This window comes from Sphingobacterium sp. BIGb0165, from assembly GCF_024810095.1.
GTDB lineage: Bacteria > Bacteroidota > Bacteroidia > Sphingobacteriales > Sphingobacteriaceae > Sphingobacterium > Sphingobacterium detergens.
The window spans coordinates 93,465-111,413 of sequence record NZ_JANUEB010000001.1 but is presented as its reverse complement, the minus strand read 5'-3'; the positions used below and the strand labels follow the sequence as shown (position 1 = coordinate 111,413).

15 protein-coding genes are annotated in these 17,949 nt (G+C 38.8%); 10 read left to right on the top strand and 5 right to left on the bottom strand.

The window, feature by feature from the left end; translation table 11 throughout:
• Positions 1 to 6 precede the first annotated feature (6 nt).
• From M2408_RS00465 to M2408_RS00455, 3 genes are all read left to right on the top strand, one after another.
• Complete coding sequence (locus M2408_RS00465; RefSeq protein WP_259178276.1) at positions 7 to 369, top strand: DUF1801 domain-containing protein; 363 nt, start codon at positions 7 to 9, stop codon at positions 367 to 369.
• A gap of 113 nt (positions 370 to 482) precedes the next feature.
• Complete coding sequence (locus M2408_RS00460; RefSeq protein WP_259178274.1) at positions 483 to 3,749, top strand: carboxypeptidase regulatory-like domain-containing protein; 3,267 nt, start codon at positions 483 to 485, stop codon at positions 3,747 to 3,749.
• 62 nt (positions 3,750 to 3,811) lie between these two features.
• Positions 3,812 to 4,756, top strand: coding sequence for an MBL fold metallo-hydrolase (locus tag M2408_RS00455; protein ID WP_259178272.1), 945 nt, complete (start codon positions 3,812 to 3,814; stop codon positions 4,754 to 4,756).
• A gap of 142 nt (positions 4,757 to 4,898) precedes the next feature.
• On the opposite strand, the gene M2408_RS00450 is transcribed toward M2408_RS00455, so the two are convergent.
• Positions 4,899 to 5,498 (bottom strand): nitroreductase family protein, encoded by a 600-nt coding sequence (locus M2408_RS00450; protein WP_259178271.1) that lies wholly within the window; start codon positions 5,496 to 5,498, stop codon positions 4,899 to 4,901.
• Between the two features lie 142 nt (positions 5,499 to 5,640).
• Here M2408_RS00450 and M2408_RS00445 point away from each other — a divergent pair, with 142 nt between their 5' ends.
• From M2408_RS00445 to M2408_RS00435, 3 genes are all read left to right on the top strand, one after another.
• Positions 5,641 to 5,940 carry a helix-turn-helix domain-containing protein gene (locus tag M2408_RS00445; RefSeq protein WP_208642458.1) on the top strand — a complete coding sequence of 100 codons (300 nt, stop codon included), beginning with the start codon at positions 5,641 to 5,643 and terminating at the stop codon, positions 5,938 to 5,940.
• 33 nt (positions 5,941 to 5,973) lie between these two features.
• Positions 5,974 to 6,546: a Crp/Fnr family transcriptional regulator gene (locus tag M2408_RS00440; RefSeq protein WP_259178262.1), complete on the top strand. Its 573-nt coding sequence runs from the start codon at positions 5,974 to 5,976 to the stop codon at positions 6,544 to 6,546.
• A 72-nt stretch (positions 6,547 to 6,618) separates the two neighbouring features.
• Positions 6,619 to 7,701, top strand: a complete 1,083-nt coding sequence (locus M2408_RS00435; protein ID WP_259178260.1) for a DUF418 domain-containing protein — start codon at positions 6,619 to 6,621, stop codon at positions 7,699 to 7,701.
• Between the two features lie 116 nt (positions 7,702 to 7,817).
• Here M2408_RS00435 and M2408_RS00430 read toward each other — a convergent pair whose 3' ends face one another.
• Complete coding sequence (locus M2408_RS00430; protein WP_259178259.1) at positions 7,818 to 8,726, bottom strand: NAD(P)/FAD-dependent oxidoreductase; 909 nt, start codon at positions 8,724 to 8,726, stop codon at positions 7,818 to 7,820.
• A gap of 142 nt (positions 8,727 to 8,868) precedes the next feature.
• Positions 8,869 to 9,465, bottom strand: coding sequence for a bifunctional 2-polyprenyl-6-hydroxyphenol methylase/3-demethylubiquinol 3-O-methyltransferase UbiG (locus tag M2408_RS00425; RefSeq protein WP_259178257.1), 597 nt, complete (start codon positions 9,463 to 9,465; stop codon positions 8,869 to 8,871).
• Between the two features lie 273 nt (positions 9,466 to 9,738).
• On the opposite strand from M2408_RS00425, the gene M2408_RS00420 reads away from it, so the two are divergent.
• Positions 9,739 to 10,401 (top strand): DUF1349 domain-containing protein, encoded by a 663-nt coding sequence (locus M2408_RS00420; RefSeq protein ID WP_259178256.1) that lies wholly within the window; start codon positions 9,739 to 9,741, stop codon positions 10,399 to 10,401.
• Positions 10,402 to 10,449: 48 nt separating this feature from the next.
• Here M2408_RS00420 and M2408_RS00415 read toward each other — a convergent pair whose 3' ends face one another.
• Positions 10,450 to 11,235 (bottom strand): response regulator transcription factor, encoded by a 786-nt coding sequence (locus tag M2408_RS00415; RefSeq protein ID WP_259178255.1) that lies wholly within the window; start codon positions 11,233 to 11,235, stop codon positions 10,450 to 10,452.
• 102 nt (positions 11,236 to 11,337) lie between these two features.
• Positions 11,338 to 13,893: a BamA/TamA family outer membrane protein gene (locus M2408_RS00410; protein ID WP_259178254.1), complete on the bottom strand. Its 2,556-nt coding sequence runs from the start codon at positions 13,891 to 13,893 to the stop codon at positions 11,338 to 11,340.
• A gap of 772 nt (positions 13,894 to 14,665) precedes the next feature.
• Between M2408_RS00410 and M2408_RS00405 the strand changes: the two genes are divergently transcribed.
• The 3 genes from M2408_RS00405 to M2408_RS00395 all read left to right on the top strand — a co-directional run bounded on the left by M2408_RS00405 (position 14,666) and on the right by M2408_RS00395 (position 17,946).
• Positions 14,666 to 15,967 (top strand): ATP-binding protein, encoded by a 1,302-nt coding sequence (locus M2408_RS00405; RefSeq protein ID WP_259178252.1) that lies wholly within the window; start codon positions 14,666 to 14,668, stop codon positions 15,965 to 15,967.
• Between the two features lie 104 nt (positions 15,968 to 16,071).
• The gene (locus tag M2408_RS00400) at positions 16,072 to 16,671 is read left to right on the top strand and encodes a TetR/AcrR family transcriptional regulator (protein WP_120258266.1); all 600 of its coding nucleotides are present in this window, start codon (positions 16,072 to 16,074) and stop codon (positions 16,669 to 16,671) included.
• Between the two features lie 78 nt (positions 16,672 to 16,749).
• Positions 16,750 to 17,946: an efflux RND transporter periplasmic adaptor subunit gene (locus M2408_RS00395; RefSeq protein WP_259178250.1), complete on the top strand. Its 1,197-nt coding sequence runs from the start codon at positions 16,750 to 16,752 to the stop codon at positions 17,944 to 17,946.
• Positions 17,947 to 17,949: the final 3 nt, after the last annotated feature.

Sequence of the window (17,949 nt, the reverse complement as noted above, 5' to 3'; positions counted from 1 at the left end):
ATCAGTATGCAAGAACTCAACCAGTTTTATTTAAGCCAGGAAGAACCCAATAAGAGCTGCCTGTTGGCACTAAAGCATATTATTCTTCAGCAGGATACAGAAATCAGGGAAACGGTAAAATATGGGATGCCTTGTTTTTGCTATAAGAACAAAGCATTTTGTTACCTGTGGACTGACAAAAAAACAAAACATCCTTATCTGCTGATGGTAGAAGGAAAATATCTGGATTATCCTGAGCTCGAAACCGGAACACGTTCACGGATGAAGATATTTCCTGTCAATCCAAATGAGGATCTTCCACTGGAGACCATTAGAACTATTTTAAATGCAGCGATCAACCTATATCGCGATGGAAAAATCGGCCTTTAGCACCGTCCTCCGAAATATTTAAATAATACTTACTTAACCTAAAATCAATAATACAGCACTACCTTTACCGCGGTTTAAAAAATCACCTAGTCATTTAAACAGCTACTAAACAAATGAGAAAACATTTGATTACCAGCATTTTGCTAAGCACAATTGGTACATCGATTACCTATGCGCAAAATGAAACTACCTCTGCCCTAAACGGAACAGTCAGAGAGGGAAACACGCCAATCAAAGGTGCAACAATTGAAGCTATCCATTTACCATCTGGGACAAAATACACGACTTCATCACGAAACGATGGCCGTTATAACCTTCCGAATATGCGTATCGGTGGTCCTTATCAAATCACTGTAACTTATTTAGGTCATACTCCAAATGTCAAGCAAGTAGAAAAACTGGCATTGGGACAAAGTTCAACACTTGATATTCAGATGATCGCCAATGATCGGCTTTTGGAAGAAGTCGTTGTCGTGGGCACAAGGCAGGGAAAGGTCTTCAATTCAGGACGAACTGGAGCTTCGCAGAATATCTCACGTACAGCAATACAGAATCTACCAACACTCAACCGGAGTTTTACAGATTTCGTCAAGCTGACACCTCAATTTTCAATGCAATATGGCAATCCTTCGTTTGCAGGAAGAAGCAATCTCGCGAACAACTTCACCATTGATGGCGCATTGTTTAACAATGCTTTCGGTCTACAGGGGACAATTGGAAGCCAGACAAACTCGCAACCGATCAACATGGATGCCTTTGAAGAGATCTCTGTTAATATCGCTCCCTACGATGTGAGACAGAATGGCTTCACAGGCGCTGCAATTAATGCTGTCACCCGAAGTGGTACAAATGAGATACAGGGTTCATTAAACTACTATTTCAGAAATCAGGATCTGGTCAATAAGTATAATTCAGCCGGTCTGAAAGCTCCCGTCAATAATTTTAACCTCAAAGGATATGGGTTTACAGTCGGCGGCCCAATTATTAAAAATAAGCTTTTCTTTTTTGCCAGTGGGGAAATTGAGCGAAGGGTGGATCCCGGAACAAACTTTATCGCTTCACGCGGAGGCAACACCGGTCCGAATGTATCAACCGTCTCTGCCGAAAAACTAGATGATCTAGCAACCTATCTCAAATCTATCGGATACAACCCAGGTTCTTATCAGGATTATCCTTTGGATACACGCAGTGACAAGTTTTCGATCAAATTAGATTACAACATCGACTCCAAAAATACGCTGAGTGCCAAATACTTTTATTTCCGCTCCTATCGGGATATCCTACCGTCAAATAGCGGCGCACCAAAAAATAATAGACAACCCTCAAATATCAGTCTACCATTCAGTTCAGCGGGTTACGGTATCAACAATAACATGGATAATGTGAATCTGGAATTGCGTACGCGTATCAGTAGTAAATATTCCAATTCCCTAACCGTAGGCTATAATGTGATGGATGACTACCGAGAATCTAAGGGCGGCCAGCCATTCCCTTTGGTAGATATTATGAATCCGGATGGAAGTAGCATGACTGCTTTTGGCTATGAACCCTTTACGGCATTTAACAGTCTAAAAACAAAAGTTTTTCAAGCGACCAACAACTTCAATATATATGCTGGCAAGCATGAAATTACACTAGGCGCTAACTTTGAAAATTATAGAACAAGAAATGGTTTTGCACCAAACTATTATGGAGCTTATACTTTTGCCAGTCTTGATGATTTTTATAATTCAGCTAAAAACAATGTTTCAAATGCAACCAAATACCAAGTACAGTATTCTGTATTGGCTGATGGGTCTTTCCCCTATGCAGAGGTTTCAGCCAATATGTTTGGTCTGTATGTGCAGGATGCCTTTGCTGTAAACAATCATTTTAAACTCACCGCTGGACTACGTGCTGATTACACACACATATCATCACCTAGTGATCTGAAAAATGATAATGTCAGCAAATTGACCTTTGATCAGGGCGAAAAAATTGATGTTTCAAAATACCCTAAGGGAACTATTCTATGGTCACCCCGCATTGGATTTAACTGGAAGGTCAATGGAACCAATCAAACTCAAATACGTGGGGGTTCAGGGATCTTTACCGGTCGTCTGCCATTGGTATGGATCTCCAACCAAGCTGGCAACAATGGTGTTATGTTTGGATCTGAAACAATAGACAAGCCAACCAATCGTCCTTTCACGCCGGATGTGGATGCCTATCGCAATGTAAACCACCAGACTGCGGCAAACAATTCTAGTTATAACCTTGCTGTTACGGCCAATAACTTCAAATTTATGCAGCTATGGCGTACAAATCTTGCCGTAGACCAAAAATTGCCTGGCGGAGTCATCGGTACATTTGAAGCAATGTATTCCAAGGATATCAATTCTGTTTATTTCCGGAATGTCAATCTAAATACAACAGATGGCACAGCTTTAACCGGTGCTGATAACCGTATGCGTTATACGACACCACGTATATATGGTGCTGCGAAACCTACTCCTGAAAATCCAAATATTTCGGATGCGATCGTCATGTCCAATACTTCAAAAGGATATAGCTATACGCTGACAGGAACATTATCCAAAGAATTTAAAGGTGGATTTTTTGCTAATATCGGTTATACCTATACTGATTCAAGATCCGTTAACGACGGCGGTTCTATCGCACAATCGATGTGGCGGGATCGGTATGTATCCGGGAACCCGAATAATGCGGACCTCTCCTATTCAACTTACCTGGTAAAAAACAGATTTATTGCCAACTTCTCTTACCGGAAAGAGTATTTTGATCATTTGGGAACGACATTCTCCTTATTTTATCAATTGCAGGATGGCCCACGCTATTCTTATACTTATGGAGGCGACCTAAATAATGATGGTCTGTCTGGTAACGATTTGATTTATATTCCAAACAATAAGGCGGAAATTGCATTGGTAGGTGACAATGACAAAGATATGCGTACGCCAGATCAACTGTGGTCACAATTGAATGGCTATATCAATCAGGACAGCTACCTGAATGCACACCGGGGTCAATACGCGAAACGCAACGCCTTGGTCGGAAAAATGATTGGTACGCTTGATATCCGTGTTGCTCAGGATGTATTCTTAAATGCGGGTGGAAAAAAACATCAATTACAGCTTACATTCGACGTATTCAATTTTGGAAATATGATCAATAAAAGTTGGGGTGTGGCACAATTTGCCAATAAGGCGAATGGTATCCTAAATTATAAAGGACTCAATGCGGAAGGCCAACCAACTTTTTCTTTCCCTTATTTAGATGCGACGAATCAGATTCCATTGACCAGTACATTTTCAAATAGTGTTGACGAAACATCGCGTTGGAGAATTCAACTTGGCGTCCGTTATCGCTTCAATCAATAAGTAAAAAATAATGTAAATTTGACCCATCCTTGTTTAAGGATGGGTTTTTAGTTTAATATGGTATGAAAAAAATATTACTTTCTTTTGTTGCACTCTTTGTATATATTTCCTCCCAGGCGCAACATTTCGACTTAATCCCTTTAGGTATATATGGTGGTGAGCAAGAGGATAATCTATCAGCCTACCTGGTTGGGGCTCCAAAGGACACCGCATTTCTCTGTCTTGATGCCGGTACAATAAATACCGGGATACGAAAAGCCATTCAGCTAAAAAGTCTCCATGGAACAGAAGAAACGATACTACACAATCAAATAAAAGGGTATTTTATTTCTCATGGTCATTTAGATCATCTATCGGGTCTGATTATCAATTCTCCGGCAGATAGCAAAAAGAATATTTTTGCCCTTGCTCCTGTACTTCAAATTTTGCAAAACCATTATTTTATAAACGATACCTGGATTAATTTTGCTGATCAGGGTCAAAAACCAATTCTTGGAAAATATCATTACAGTGAATTGCAAGAAGGAATAGAACTTGCGGCACAAAATACACCTTTCTTCCTGACGGCATACGAATTAAGCCATGTAAATCCATATAAAAGCAGCGCTGTGCTGGTGCGCCATCATGATCATTATCTGCTTTATCTCGGAGATACAGGTGCTGACCGGGTTGAAAAGGCTGACCAACTTGACAATCTTTGGAAAAATATTGCGCCATTGATCAAAAAAGGTCAATTAAACACGATATTAATTGAGGTGTCTTTTCCCAATAGTCAAGCCGAAAACCTGCTGTTCGGTCACCTTACCCCTAATCTGTTATTGGAGGAGTTAAACAAACTAAAAGATAAGATCGGGCAAAATGATTTAAAAGGATTAAACATCGTGGTCACCCACCGAAAACCAACAAGAGATAATCCAGAAATCATAAAAAAAGAGCTCTTAAAAAACAATCCTTTAAAAGTAAATTATATTTTTCCTGAGCAAGGAAAAAAGATTAGTCTACCTTAACCATATCCGGTAACAAGATGTCCCAAAAGTGCGATTCCGCTGAAATTGAATTGCTGAAAGAAGACGATTGAGGTTACGAACAAAATTAAAGAACAATAGGGATGACCGAGTTTTTTGGCCGTCCCTATTGCTATTAAAAGAACTATATTGCCTGAATAATATCCGCCATATTCAAACGTGATTTAGCTGTTATGCTAGGTTGATTTGAATCCTCCACATTTCGATAGCCTATGGCGACGGCAAATAAGCTATGGTATTGCTCTAGCCCCAAGATTTGATCATAACGATCATTTTCAATTCCCTCCATTGGTGTTGCATCAATATTATTTGACGCACAGGCCGCAAGAAAAAATCCCAAAGAAAGATACACCTGCTGTTTCATCCAGGATTGCACATGTTGTTCTCCCTGTGATTTTAAAAAACGATGGTAATAATTTATCGATCCCTCGGGAAGGGTGCTGTTGATCTGCTCCTCGAATCGTTGCACATCGTTAAGAGCACTAAAGACGACCAGATGACTTGCCTCATTAATTTTCTCTGCATTCCAATAAGATGCTTCCGCTAATTTTGTTTTTGTCTCTCCATCTGAAATAAAGAAAAACTTCCAGGGTTGGCTATTGATCGATGATGGACTCAGGCGAAGTATTTCTTTTAGCTCAGCAATCTTGTCCGCTGAAATTCTTTCTGTTGAATTATACTTTTTTGTTGTATAACGTTGTTTTGCTGTTTCTATAAATGCCATAACATACAATTTTAAATTAACTATATTTTTTATAGTTGCAAACTTAAATATAGTGTTATATATTTGCAATAACGGTCAAAGTTGATAGTAACAGATGTATTTGATAGACAACAAACAATATCCATGCAGTACTAGCCTGACAATGAAATATATAGGCGGAAAATGGAAAGCAGTTATCCTCATTCATTTAATTGAAAAAAAACGTTATAATGAGCTGAGAAAAGAATGTCCAATGATTACTGAACGTACATTGAGCCTACAGCTGAAAGAGCTGGAAGCAGACGGCTTGGTCACTCGGACAGTACACACGGACAAAGCGCCATTAAAGGTTGATTATGAACTTACGGAATTTGGCAGGACACTTATCCCTCTATTGGAATCTATTGCACTATGGGGCAGGGAAACGGCAAGTAGAACCGGAGCCGTTCAACAAGCTAAATAGAATCCAGGTCGTGGCTATGCTTATCAGTAACCTATGAATAAACATCTCCTTAAGATCAACAGCATTATTGAACAGCTCGACGGGGACACCCTCAGTGCACTTGAGGCTGTCTCAAAAATAAAAACCTATAAAAAGGGTGATTTTCTGCTCTATCAGGGTGAGGTCTGCCGATATAGCTTTTGGATCGAATCCGGTATCGTAAGAAAATTTTATCTGAATGAGAACAAAGAGCTAACGACTGAACTGCTCTTTGAGAATGACCTCGCTGTTGCGTTTAGCAGTTATGTAACCCAACAGCCCAGCCAAGAATTTATACAAGCGGTCACAGATGTTAGGGTATCATCAATTGATAACAGCTCTTTCCAGCGTATAAAAGGTCAATTTTCGGCTTTAATGGAGCTCGATCTCCTGATGACCGAGTATTACACCATGTGGCTGGAAAAAAGACTTTTTGATTTTCATACACTTGACGCTTCCACGCGTTATTCACAGCTCCTGAGAGATCAACCCAATATGATACAACAGGTTCCCCTTACCTATATCGCATCTTACCTGGGCATTTCATTAGAAACCTTAAGCAGAATCCGCGCAAAAATCAAATATTGATTATTTGACTTAAGTCAAATGCCATGTTAACACATCTTTCAAAATTTGCATGACATTTTGAAAGCAATTATCATGGCAGAAAAAACGAGATTTATAGGATTTGACTTACTAAGAGCATATGCAATCTTTGGGATGTATATTGTGAATTTTAACTTGGTGTTCGGAGACCACAACGATACCGGTTGGCAGGGACAATTCCTCTCCCTCTTTAGCGGCAACTCAAGCACTATATTTGTTATGTTAGCAGGTATGGGATTAACCCTGATGACAAAAAAACAGGCATTTGGCACCGCTGAAGAGCAGCTAAATCAGAAATATATTGTGCTTAAACGGGCCGGATTTTTATTTGTTTTGGGATTATTACTCGCTATCTGGTGGCCAGCGGATATTCTACATTTTTACGGGTTTTATATGTTCATTGCCTCCTTTTTCCTTTTCCTCGATAAAAAACAATATATCTACGGCGCAATTATTTTTGCCCTCGTCTTCCACCTGCTACTTCTTTGGATTCCCTATGAAACAGGTTGGAATTTTGATACACTGGAATATAAAGATATGTGGACTTTAGCTGGTTTTATACGAAACTCTTTCTATAATGGCTGGAATGCTGTTTTCCCTTGGATGAGTTATTTTATTACCGGAATGTACTTGGCAAAACTAGACTGGACGGATTTAAGTATACAGAGGAAAACATTTGGTATCGGACTAGTCATGTACTTATTGATCCAACTATTGCAAGGTATTCCCAAAAATCTGATGACTCCTGAGATTGATTTTTTTCTGAATGCAGATTATCTCCCCCCTTTTCTACCCTTTTTAATCAGTACAATCGGCTTTGGATTAATGTTAATTGCTTCATTTATGTATATCAGCAAATTTATTTCACATCACAAATTTGCAAACGATTTGGCCAAAACGGGACAAATGACATTGACACATTATATTTCCCATCTAACAATCGGATTAGTTTTCTTCTCATGTATAATAAATCAGGGATATTTTACCGAGATCAACCCATCCAAGTCACTATCCCCAATACTCATATTTATTATTTCGCTGCTCTATTTCGCATGCAGTTACTATTTCAGTAAACTTTGGGCCAAAAGATTTAAACATGGTCCGTTCGAACTTCTGCTGAGAAAAATGTCTGCTTAAGTTGGGCTAAGCACAATGGCTCTTAAAAAGTTCTTCATTCGGAAGCGTTCATCCCAGATCTCTTCCGAATGAAATTAAGATTAAATTTGTCGTGGCTACGATCTTGCAAGTTTATATTAGAAGTTTTCTTCAACTAATTCTTTATTGACCATTGCTCCCGCTAAATTGCCCGCTGCTACAGCATTGGAAACGGACCGCATCATACTCGTATTATCGCCACATGCAAAAACCCCTTTAATAGTTGTTTTCTGAAAATTGTCAACGACAATATGCCCTTGTTCAGTCAAGTCACAGCCCAACTCAACAGGAATACTTGAATGCTGCCTAAAAGGGATTGCTGCATATACGGCATCAAATGCTATTGCTTTGTTGTCCTTGAAAATCACTTTTTCCACCCAGCCATTCTTGTGCTGGATTTTACTAACCGGTTCATCTATGACAGTTACACCGTGTTTCTTCAATTTTGCAGCCTGTTCCACACTGAAATTTGCTTCTCCAGAAGTCAGTATTGTCAGATCGGTGGAGAGATTATTGACTAAAGATGCCAAATGTAAAGCCCGATCACCGTTAGCCATAATTGCTGTTTTCTTGCCTTTGAATTCATATCCATGGCAGTATGGACAATGGATAACTGAAATCCCCCAACAGGCCGAAAAACCCTGGATACCCGGCATGATATCTTCTACCCCAGTCGCAAAAATCAACTTTTTTGCGCTAAATAGTTCACCATTTTCAGTATTGATTTCAAAGCCATTGCTTGTTTTCTTTCCACTTACAGCAAGTCCTTTATGGAATTTTACTGTTGGATAATTTAATACCTGCTCTTTCGCTTTTTTAGCAATAACCGATGGTTTTTCACCATCATGAGTTATAAAATTATGCGAATGCGGTGTCTGTCTATTACATGGTAGACCACTATCAATAACAAGCACCTGACGTAGTGATCGGCCCAGTGCCATTGCTGCCGAAAGTCCGGCATAACTTCCTCCAATAATGATGACATCAAAATTTTTATCGTCTTTCATCTTTACAAATTTGATTTTAAATGCTGATGATAATAGCAGATTTATGGACCTGTAAATAAGGTTTTCATCTCCCGAACCTATTCATTCCAGTAGGTGAATTAAATAAATCAGGCTAGTTTCATCTATGATTGTCTTGTTTATTCTATTTTTTACAAATGATCAAATAAAAAGGATAATTCTCTTCTACTTCCTTGATTTCAATCAATCCATATTTTTCGAACTCTGACCGAATAGACTCCAAGTCATAAAAGAACATGCGAACACCTCCAAACATTTCAAAACGATCTGTGCCTATGGCTGTCCCCTGCCTATAAATACTTGCCTGTTTTGACACAGTCGTAAAGATCATGTAACCATCTTCGGATAGCTGCTCATAACAGTCACGTATAAATTTCGCCCGCTCCTCAGTTCCCAGAAGATGGATGAGTGCGTAACAAAATATACCACCATATTTTTTGGTATCGAATGGCATATCTACGACCGAACCATGATGTATGATTGTCTGACTTCCAACATATTTTCGGGCGATTTCAATTGCTGTATTGGACAACTCAATTCCGGTAACAGCTATTCCATGATCAAGAAATACATGACCATTTCGCCCATAGCCAAAGCCCGGAATAAGGATTTCCTTGATATTTTCTGCTATAAAGAGATCTTTCGCTAGGTGCGCTGAATGAGCAGGACTCCCTCCCCACATCTCCCCCTTTTCTATAAAATTACGTTCCCAAAACTCCATATCTGTAGGTTTTTACATTAAGTATACGGTCTATTTTTGATTGAATTCTGCTTCCGATAGACTCTTTAATTTCAATAATGATAGAACGAAGGTAAGTTATTTTATTATTGCAACTATGTAGCAACATTATTAAATGCAATTAAATTGCAAATAAATTACATTTAAAGACCGCTATTCACATAATGGTTATTTATCAGTATTGAAAAAGACAGTGTGCCGACGATATCTTTGCCTTTAGACAAAAGAAATACACCTCTTGCTAAAAAGAATAGAATGAAAAAAATAAAGACACTTTTTGCGGCTTCATTGCTTCCTTTCTTCGCCACACAGGCCGCCGCACAACAATTGGACAAAATGACCTGGTTTAACGAACCTACGGAATGGGCAGTCAGTAACAACTCCCTTTCCATGTTTGTCACACCCAAGAGCGACTACTGGCGAATATCACATTATGGATTTACCGTAGATGATGCACCCTTTTTCTACACGGAGAGAGGGGGTGAATTTGAAGTGAAGGTCAAAATTTCGGCCAAGTATAAAAATCGTTTTGATCAAGCAGGTATCATGCTGCGTATAGATCATGAAAATTATATAAAAGCGGGAATAGAATTTGTCGATGGCAAGTACAACCTGAGTACTGTCGTCACGCATCGAACCAGCGACTGGAGCATGGTACCAATAGATAAAGAAATCCCTTTTATATGGATAAAAGCAATTCGAAGATTAGATGCTGTAGAATTCTTTTATTCTTTTGATGACAAGGAATATGTGATGATGAGAAATGCCTGGTTACAAGATAATCATCCTGTCATGGTTGGTTTGATGGGTGCATCCCCGGATGGTGATGGCTTCCAGGCTAAGTTTGAACACTTTGGGATCAAACATCTTCCAGACCAGCGTAGAACCAAATGGCTAAAAGAAAATAATTCCAATTGAGCAGCTTAGTCAGGTCTGTCAAAAGCTAGTCTTTTGACAGACTTCTTACTATAGCGAAGTATCATCTTGATTATACATTTTATTGTATATACTGATCGCTTCATGCGAGTTGCGCACCCGCAGTTTTTGCAGAATATTCTGTCGGTGTCGATTGACGGTATTAACGCTCAAAGCTAGCTTCTCGGCAATATCTTTACTGCTCATACCTGCTCTAATACACCGTAAAACCTCTTTCTCCCGAACACTCATGACATCCTTCATCTCCTCTTTGTCAAGCGGAAAAACTTCTCCGCTGACCTGATTAAAAATATAGTTTTTCTGACTTTTACGATCTTCTCGATCCGGCATTAATGTATAGCAGCATAATGCCAATTGCGGAAATTCTTGACCGGGGGTATCCAAATAGATAATCTGATGCGACATCAACATAATTTGTCCATCTTTTCCTTCTACACGGAGTACACTATTTGCCTGATATCGAAAACGCTCTTTCGGTTCGGTTTTCTTGACCAGTTCAAGAAACTGCAGTTCAAGTGAATGTTTTACAGCTAGATCTTCAGGGTGTACACGCTCTAAGAGAAAATCCTCCCATATACTGTTGATCTCCAATTTTCTTTTGGCTGAACTCAAATGTAAACGTTCAGCAATCTCGCCCATAAAGGTAAAACTCCAATTGGCTGTCAGATCACTCAATACCACAATACCGTTATGAATGTCGGCATATGTTTTAGCATATTGCTTATAGTATCTCAAGACAGATAGGTCTACACTTGTATTTCGCAGTCCTTTACCAGCAAGATTTTTATTTAGTGTCTTTTTTAAATCCGATCCCATAGTTAAATATTCTCAAGTTCATGGACATCCCCGGACCATTTTTCATTTATATACAACATGAACGGACTTTTCGCTACGCTCTTGTTAGGCAAACATTTACGCTTAAAAAGAAAGACCGATCCGAATATAAGGCAAAGTCGCCTCTTTGCTAAAACCCAGCACTCCTTGAATCGTAAGAAGCTCTCCCGGCATAAAATAAATTCCACCACCATAGCCCATATGCCATGTATCTGAACTTTCCGCTGTCATCCAAACTCGCCCAACATCGTAAAAACCAATCGCTCCTACCGTTCCTGGAACAAGATAGGATGAATAACTGAACAGTTTCAATCGCATGTCAAAATTATTATATACAGCTGTTTTCCCTGTAAAGCGTCTTGAATTATATCCACGCAGACTCATCTCACCCCCGATCTGTGCGTGCTGATAAAAATATGGATCTCCCCAAACAGCATCTACCCCCGTCCTATTCGCAAATGTGATGTAGTCATTGGCAATTGTTTTATAAAAACTCATCGCATGATGTAGCTTTGTATATTTCCGTGTCTCGCCGCCAATCTCAGCATTCCACCCTACTCTAGTATAGATATGTATACCTGATTTTGGATTTGCAGCGTTATCACGTGTATCATAATCTATTCCTCCAGTAATTCCTGTAAAAAAATTGCTCCCATAAATAGGTTCAGAAGGAAACTTAGCATTAAACTCCTCAAAGTATTTTCCAATATTATTAGCCTCTTTACTGTTGTAATACTCAGAAGATGAACCATAAAATAATTTCAGTTTAGGATCTAGATACTTTTCCAGAAAAATGTCGCCACTTACAATATCAAATCTATTTCGATAGTAAGAAATACTCTTTGAATCCGATTTTTCAAACAAGGTGTTGTTTCCATAGCCAAAAAAATTGCTCAGATTTCTAGGGCCAAGTGATGAAAGGTGAATAGAAAGATCCTGATCTGCAATCAGTTTCTTAAAGTGACCTTTGTAATCAAACATAAATGATTCGCGTCCTGTTAAATAACTGGCCATAAATTGGTGCCGATAAGCATAGGGTTTCTTTCTAAACCCTTGATTTTCTATTAGGTATCCTAGCCCAAAAATCAGACCGCGGTCAACACCATAATCCAGATTGACCACAACTCCTTTACGATCGTATACAAAATTATCGTACTCAAATTGGTGAATAGCAGTATCAGCACTCAATTTTAGTCGCACATTTTTATCAACCTGAATGTCGGAAGCCTGTTGATTTTTGGAATCATAAATATAAACCTGATGTCCATTGTCAAATTTATCAGAAGTACGATATAGATCTTCACCTCTTCCACCTATTAAACGAAGTTTGATAGGAGATCGGCCAGATCCATGGATTTTATATTCATCCGAGCCTGAAATCCCATAGATTCTGATTTCCTCGGTTTGACTAGGTAAAAAAGTACGTTTTATAAGCTTTCGACCCTCAGTACCATCCTTTTTCTTATTGTGTATATTGACCGATACAGAACCGTCTTTATTGTAATCGATATCAACGAATTCAGATTTGGTAGATAAGGGTAAATCAACAACACGTGCAAGAAAACGGTAATAGGTTAACCCACTCTCCATGAGATCGTCCCTTCTGGATCGAATATTTGTTTCCAGTTCATTCGCGCTTAATTTTACGATAGTATCAGGCATAGTAAGCATAGCCTGATGAATCAGCGAATCGGTAAGTGTTTTCTGAACAAATTTTATTTCATCGATCCATTCGTCTTCTGTGAGATGGGTAAGAAAAAAATGGTCAAAATGACGTGCGTTAAAATTCCAATGAGCCACATTACGTATATGTGGGCTAAATGGTTGTAAGTGGGCTTTTAACCATTGATAGGAAAGTAAAGTCGGAAACAGACCTGAGGTTTTATAATAAACCTTATCCCGATCACGCGGTACAGGGGTATAAATCTTCTTGCCCTTCTCTTTTTCGGGATCCCATCGCCAATTATCTTGGTGACGGTCCCAATCCCCTAATGTAAAATCGAGTAATCGTGACCGTAAAGTTAGTTTTTGATCAATCTGTGTATCATTATCTTCCAGTACCTTTCGGATAACTTTTGCACTATTATCTGTTTTTTGATCTTCAAAGGGTGTACGTGCCTCAAACATATAAGGCCTATTTTTAAAGACCTCGCGATACTCGCCAAATCCAGGATCATCACCGACAAAAACGAGTTCTGGAGAAGCATGTGGAATACCTAAGGCTTTATTAAATGGCGGAACAGTCAAAGCACCAAATGGATGATGTATCGATATTTGATCCTGAACGATATCTTTTGCAAATGTTTTTCGAAGACTTTCCGGAAGACTGCGTTCCGGATATTTCTGTATAGACCTGAGCACCCATTCTCTACCAGTAGGATCGGCCATCCGAAGTGATTGGGTCTGCATCCCCCCGCCCAGTTTTATGATATGAAGTCCCCCTTTTTCTGTTTGAAGATCCATAACACGCATTTTTACAGGCGTATTATATAATTTACGGTAGCTATCGCCCAACCAGAAACGATGAACCAAGCCCACTCGGTCATATTCAGGTGCAATAACAGATGTAATACTGTCAACTTGTTGGCCCTGCGAATTTAACGCACAACAGCAAGCGATTAAAGTAAGGATTCTTCTCATTTTATCTAAGTCGGTCTTCGGGAGAATCAACATTCAAATTAATAGCGTATGCAGATTCTCTTTCCGCATTAAGCAATAGATCAATAGTCACCTATCCTAAATAATCAAAGTAGTAACTGTCTATCCAGGCTAAAGTTCATATTTTAAAGCATGGAATCAAAAACTTTCTGTTCCTTTTTTAGTTTAAACCTTATATTTTCAAAAATTGATAGATTTCGATCATCATGACATTGTGATATTTCACGTAAATAACGTCAATCATTCAATTTTGACCAGTGTACAGCTTGCGACACAAACAACCATTATTTAGTTGGCTACCGCTTCGAAGAAGATAGGTGGAAACCTATTGAAAAGTACATGCGTTAAATATTCATAAGATATTGTATTTTTATTTATAACAACAATCGTCTTTATGCGTATGTTTCCAAAGTTTCCCAGGGCAACTTGGCTCATTTTTTTAGTTTTAACAGTAATCATAACTATCCTATTTTCGAGATTTGACAGTCCCTCGGATGGTAACGATGCGATGGGTTTCCCCTTTCCCTTTTATCGGTACCTGGGAGGAAAGCGTTACCCAGAACCACCGGACAGAACATATTTCAACGGCATATATCTTCTTCTGAACCTTATTATCTATTTCGGAATCTCTTATGCATTCACTTATTTTATAAAAAAGTTCAGAAATAAAAGAGCGAACACGAAGTAGACGATCTATTTGTGAAACCTGTTACTTTTAACGCCTTAAATTTTAATTACAAGAATTGCTATCACCATGAAAAAAAACACGCAGATAACCAACCTAAGTATAGAATCCGCTGGTTTACCTAAAGATCCAAAACTGGTCATTGCTGAATATATATGGAACGGCTTTGACGCAAAAGCGACCAAAGTCGATATTGCAATTGATAATAACGAGCTCGGTTATATAAACAGTATTAGCATCAGCGATAATGGAGAGGGTATCGTTTTCGATACACTACCCTATTCCTTTGGTAATTTTCTCGATTCAGTAAAGAAAAATAGTATCAAGCGAAGTTCCTATACAAGAGGAAAGAAAGGAAAAGGTAGATTTTCTTTTTCATTGTTTGCGACAAGAGCGATCTGGAATACCATTGTAAAAGAAGAAGGAGTTTTAAAAACATACCGCATCCAGATCGATAGGGACAGCAAAGAACAATATGACGTTAGCGAAAGTACCCTGGTAGAAAATCAACAGACAGGTACCCGAGTAAGATTGGAGGGCGTTTTCGGGCTAAATTCATCCCATTTAGAATCCCAAGAATTTATAGATTTCATGGCGCAGGAATTTGGCTGGTTTCTTTACCTTAACCGCGATTTAGGCTATACCATACGAATTAATGGAACGCCGTTGAAATATGATCATCTGATTCAAGAAACGGATCTTCTATCTTGGACTTTATATAGTCCTGAAGGTGATTCCTCCTATACTTTTCAGGTCAATTACATTCGTTGGAACCAACAGATTGGAGACCGCTATTACTATTATTTGCGCAATAGCGAAAAAAGAGAAGTGGCAAAAGTTCTCAGTAGCTTTAACAATAATGCAATAGATTTCCATCACTCGGTCTATGTAACATCCAATTTTTTTGACGCTTTTGAACAGGAAGATATCAGCGTCTCTACAGACATAAATCTCTTTACGGGCAAAGAAAAACAAGTTGTTTACCGTAATTTGCTTACTGAATTGCGCGATTTTCTGGATCGTAAGCAGAAAAAATACGTTCGTGAAAACGCTGTTGCTGTCAAGCTCGCTGAATTGGAAAAGAAAGGATTTCTACCCAATTACGGCCAAACAGAAAAAGACAGGAAAAGAAAAGAAACATTGCTCGCATTGGTTCAGGAAATCTATATCATAGATCCGCGCATCTTCTTTGGAGTCAAAACCGACCTGATCCGTACCTATTTAGGTTTCCTGGATCTCCTACTACAAACAGAGAAAAGTACAGAGATCCTACCCATACTAGAAAAGGCAATTCCATTGTCTGACAAAGAGAGGATCCGAATAAAACAGATACTAATACTTCCCGATAATCTCGATAAAGGAGCCGTTTAAGCGCATTTGAGAGGTATTTTTATTTAATGACTTTTATATGTCATTAAATAAAATAAAAAGTTTGAATTTTGCTTAACACTGTTAAATCATTTATGCATTAAAGCATGGGTAGTAAAGAACGCATACAACGTATCAAAGATGAGAATAGAACTAATATTCTCGACGCCGCTCTTCAAATCGTGAAAGAAGAGGGATGGCAGGCATTGAGCATGCGTAAAATTGCGGATATCATTGAATATACCGCACCCATGATTTATGAGTATTTCGCAAATAAAGATGCAATTTTAAATGAACTCGCCAACCAGGGTTATCTCTTACTTGCCAAAAAAGTCAGACAAGCCAAATCAACTCAAACCGACCTGGAGAAACAATTGGAAGCGATGTGGTTCAGTTATTGGGATTTTGCATTCGAAGAGCGCGAATTGTACCAACTCATGTTTGGCGTTGGAACAGCCTGCTGTGGATTTGAAAAGACTTATAAGTGTGCGGAATCTCATGGTAGAATGATCAGTGACGTGATTCGTGAGATCATGAAGGATAAAAATCCATCGGAAGATTTGATCTGTAGAAAATATTTTACATACTGGTCAATTATACATGGGCTAATATCAATCAACTTGGTTAACCAGGGTAATGGTGAAAATACCAACCAAGAGGTTCTAAAAGATGCGATCTACGGTATCACCCGCTCGCTTACTGACTAAATTTTTTTACACCAGAAAATACATCGTTAAAAAATCTAACACCGTTAAATACACCACAACTTCAATTTTTAATATCACATGAAAACAAATGTATCACCAAGTCTTAAGAAGATTTACATTCCAGCACTTAACAGTGTTAAACGAATTAATATCGTAAAGACCGCATATGTGCTTAGTGCAATCTTTTTATACAGCTGTTCCACAGGAACCAGCAAACCTATTGATCCTCCTCCTGTTAGCCTACCTGTTGTTGCCATCGAAAATGGTAACGAGACAATCTATCAGGAATATCCAGCAACAATAGAAGCCTCGGCGAATATCGAGATCAGACCTCAGGTTGAGGGGATTTTGGAACAGATCTTTGTCGATGAGGGTGCGAAAGTCAGTAAAGGACAGGCTCTTTTTAAAATTAATGACCGGCCATACCAAGAGCAACTGAATCAGGCCAAAGCCAATTTATTAGCTGCGAAAGCTGCGTTGGAAAACGCCGAACTGGAAGTTGAGAAAAAAACAAAATTAGTCAATACCAAAGTATTGACTGACTTTCAGTTAAAGACAGCGATCAGTGCACGTAATGCTGCTAAAGCGAATGTTCAATTGGCAGTATCTGCTGTAGAAACGGCTAAAATCAATGTTGGTTATACGCTGATCCGTGCTTCGGCGGAAGGGTATATCGGAAGGCTACAACGAAAACAAGGAAGTTTAGTGGGGCCAGCAGATCCACAACCTTTAACTGCATTGTCAAATGTCAGAGATCTTCACGTCTATTTCTCATTGGGAGAAAATGACTTTATTGCTTTCAAAAATAATACAGAAGGCAGTAATCTTCAACAAAAATTGAACAACCTCCCTCCGATCAGTTTAGTACTTTCCGATCAGACAATCTATGATCAAAAAGGAAAAATAGATATGGTGGATGGTCAATTTGACAAAAATACAGGCGCAATTACCTTACGTGCGACATTCAGTAATCCTGAAGGGGTTTTACGTAATGGAAATACGGGCCGTGTCAGACTCCAAAAGAAATATGATCAGGCTTTATTGGTGCCACAACTTGCTACACTTGAAATGCAGGACAAGATCTTTGTGTATACTGTCGGAAAAGAAAATAAAGTTGTACAGCAGCCCATCACCGTCATCGGAAAAAGTGGCGCAAACTATCTCGTAAGCAAGGGAATCAGTGCCGGAGATCGCATTGTTTACAAGGGTATTGATTTACTTCAAGATGGTCAAAAAATAACACCACAACCTTTATCAAAAGACAGCATCAATTAATAT

What these genes read in the sequence shown, in the direction of transcription:
- M2408_RS00430 (WP_259178259.1), bottom strand. Translation starts at nt 8,726, where the DNA reads ATGAAAGACGATAAAAATTTTGATGTCATCATTATTGGAGGAAGTTAT.
- M2408_RS00405 (WP_259178252.1), top strand. Translation starts at nt 14,666, where the DNA reads ATGAAAAAAAACACGCAGATAACCAACCTAAGTATAGAATCCGCTGGT.
- M2408_RS00400 (WP_120258266.1), top strand. Translation starts at nt 16,072, where the DNA reads ATGGGTAGTAAAGAACGCATACAACGTATCAAAGATGAGAATAGAACT.
- M2408_RS00465 (WP_259178276.1), top strand. Translation starts at nt 7, where the DNA reads ATGCAAGAACTCAACCAGTTTTATTTAAGCCAGGAAGAACCCAATAAG.
- M2408_RS00460 (WP_259178274.1), top strand. Translation starts at nt 483, where the DNA reads ATGAGAAAACATTTGATTACCAGCATTTTGCTAAGCACAATTGGTACA.
- M2408_RS00435 (WP_259178260.1), top strand. Translation starts at nt 6,619, where the DNA reads ATGGCAGAAAAAACGAGATTTATAGGATTTGACTTACTAAGAGCATAT.
- M2408_RS00425 (WP_259178257.1), bottom strand. Translation starts at nt 9,465, where the DNA reads ATGGAGTTTTGGGAACGTAATTTTATAGAAAAGGGGGAGATGTGGGGA.
- M2408_RS00455 (WP_259178272.1), top strand. Translation starts at nt 3,812, where the DNA reads ATGAAAAAAATATTACTTTCTTTTGTTGCACTCTTTGTATATATTTCC.
- M2408_RS00395 (WP_259178250.1), top strand. Translation starts at nt 16,750, where the DNA reads ATGAAAACAAATGTATCACCAAGTCTTAAGAAGATTTACATTCCAGCA.
- M2408_RS00410 (WP_259178254.1), bottom strand. Translation starts at nt 13,893, where the DNA reads ATGAGAAGAATCCTTACTTTAATCGCTTGCTGTTGTGCGTTAAATTCG.
- M2408_RS00440 (WP_259178262.1), top strand. Translation starts at nt 5,974, where the DNA reads ATGAATAAACATCTCCTTAAGATCAACAGCATTATTGAACAGCTCGAC.
- M2408_RS00445 (WP_208642458.1), top strand. Translation starts at nt 5,641, where the DNA reads ATGAAATATATAGGCGGAAAATGGAAAGCAGTTATCCTCATTCATTTA.
- M2408_RS00450 (WP_259178271.1), bottom strand. Translation starts at nt 5,498, where the DNA reads ATGGCATTTATAGAAACAGCAAAACAACGTTATACAACAAAAAAGTAT.
- M2408_RS00415 (WP_259178255.1), bottom strand. Translation starts at nt 11,235, where the DNA reads ATGGGATCGGATTTAAAAAAGACACTAAATAAAAATCTTGCTGGTAAA.
- M2408_RS00420 (WP_259178256.1), top strand. Translation starts at nt 9,739, where the DNA reads ATGAAAAAAATAAAGACACTTTTTGCGGCTTCATTGCTTCCTTTCTTC.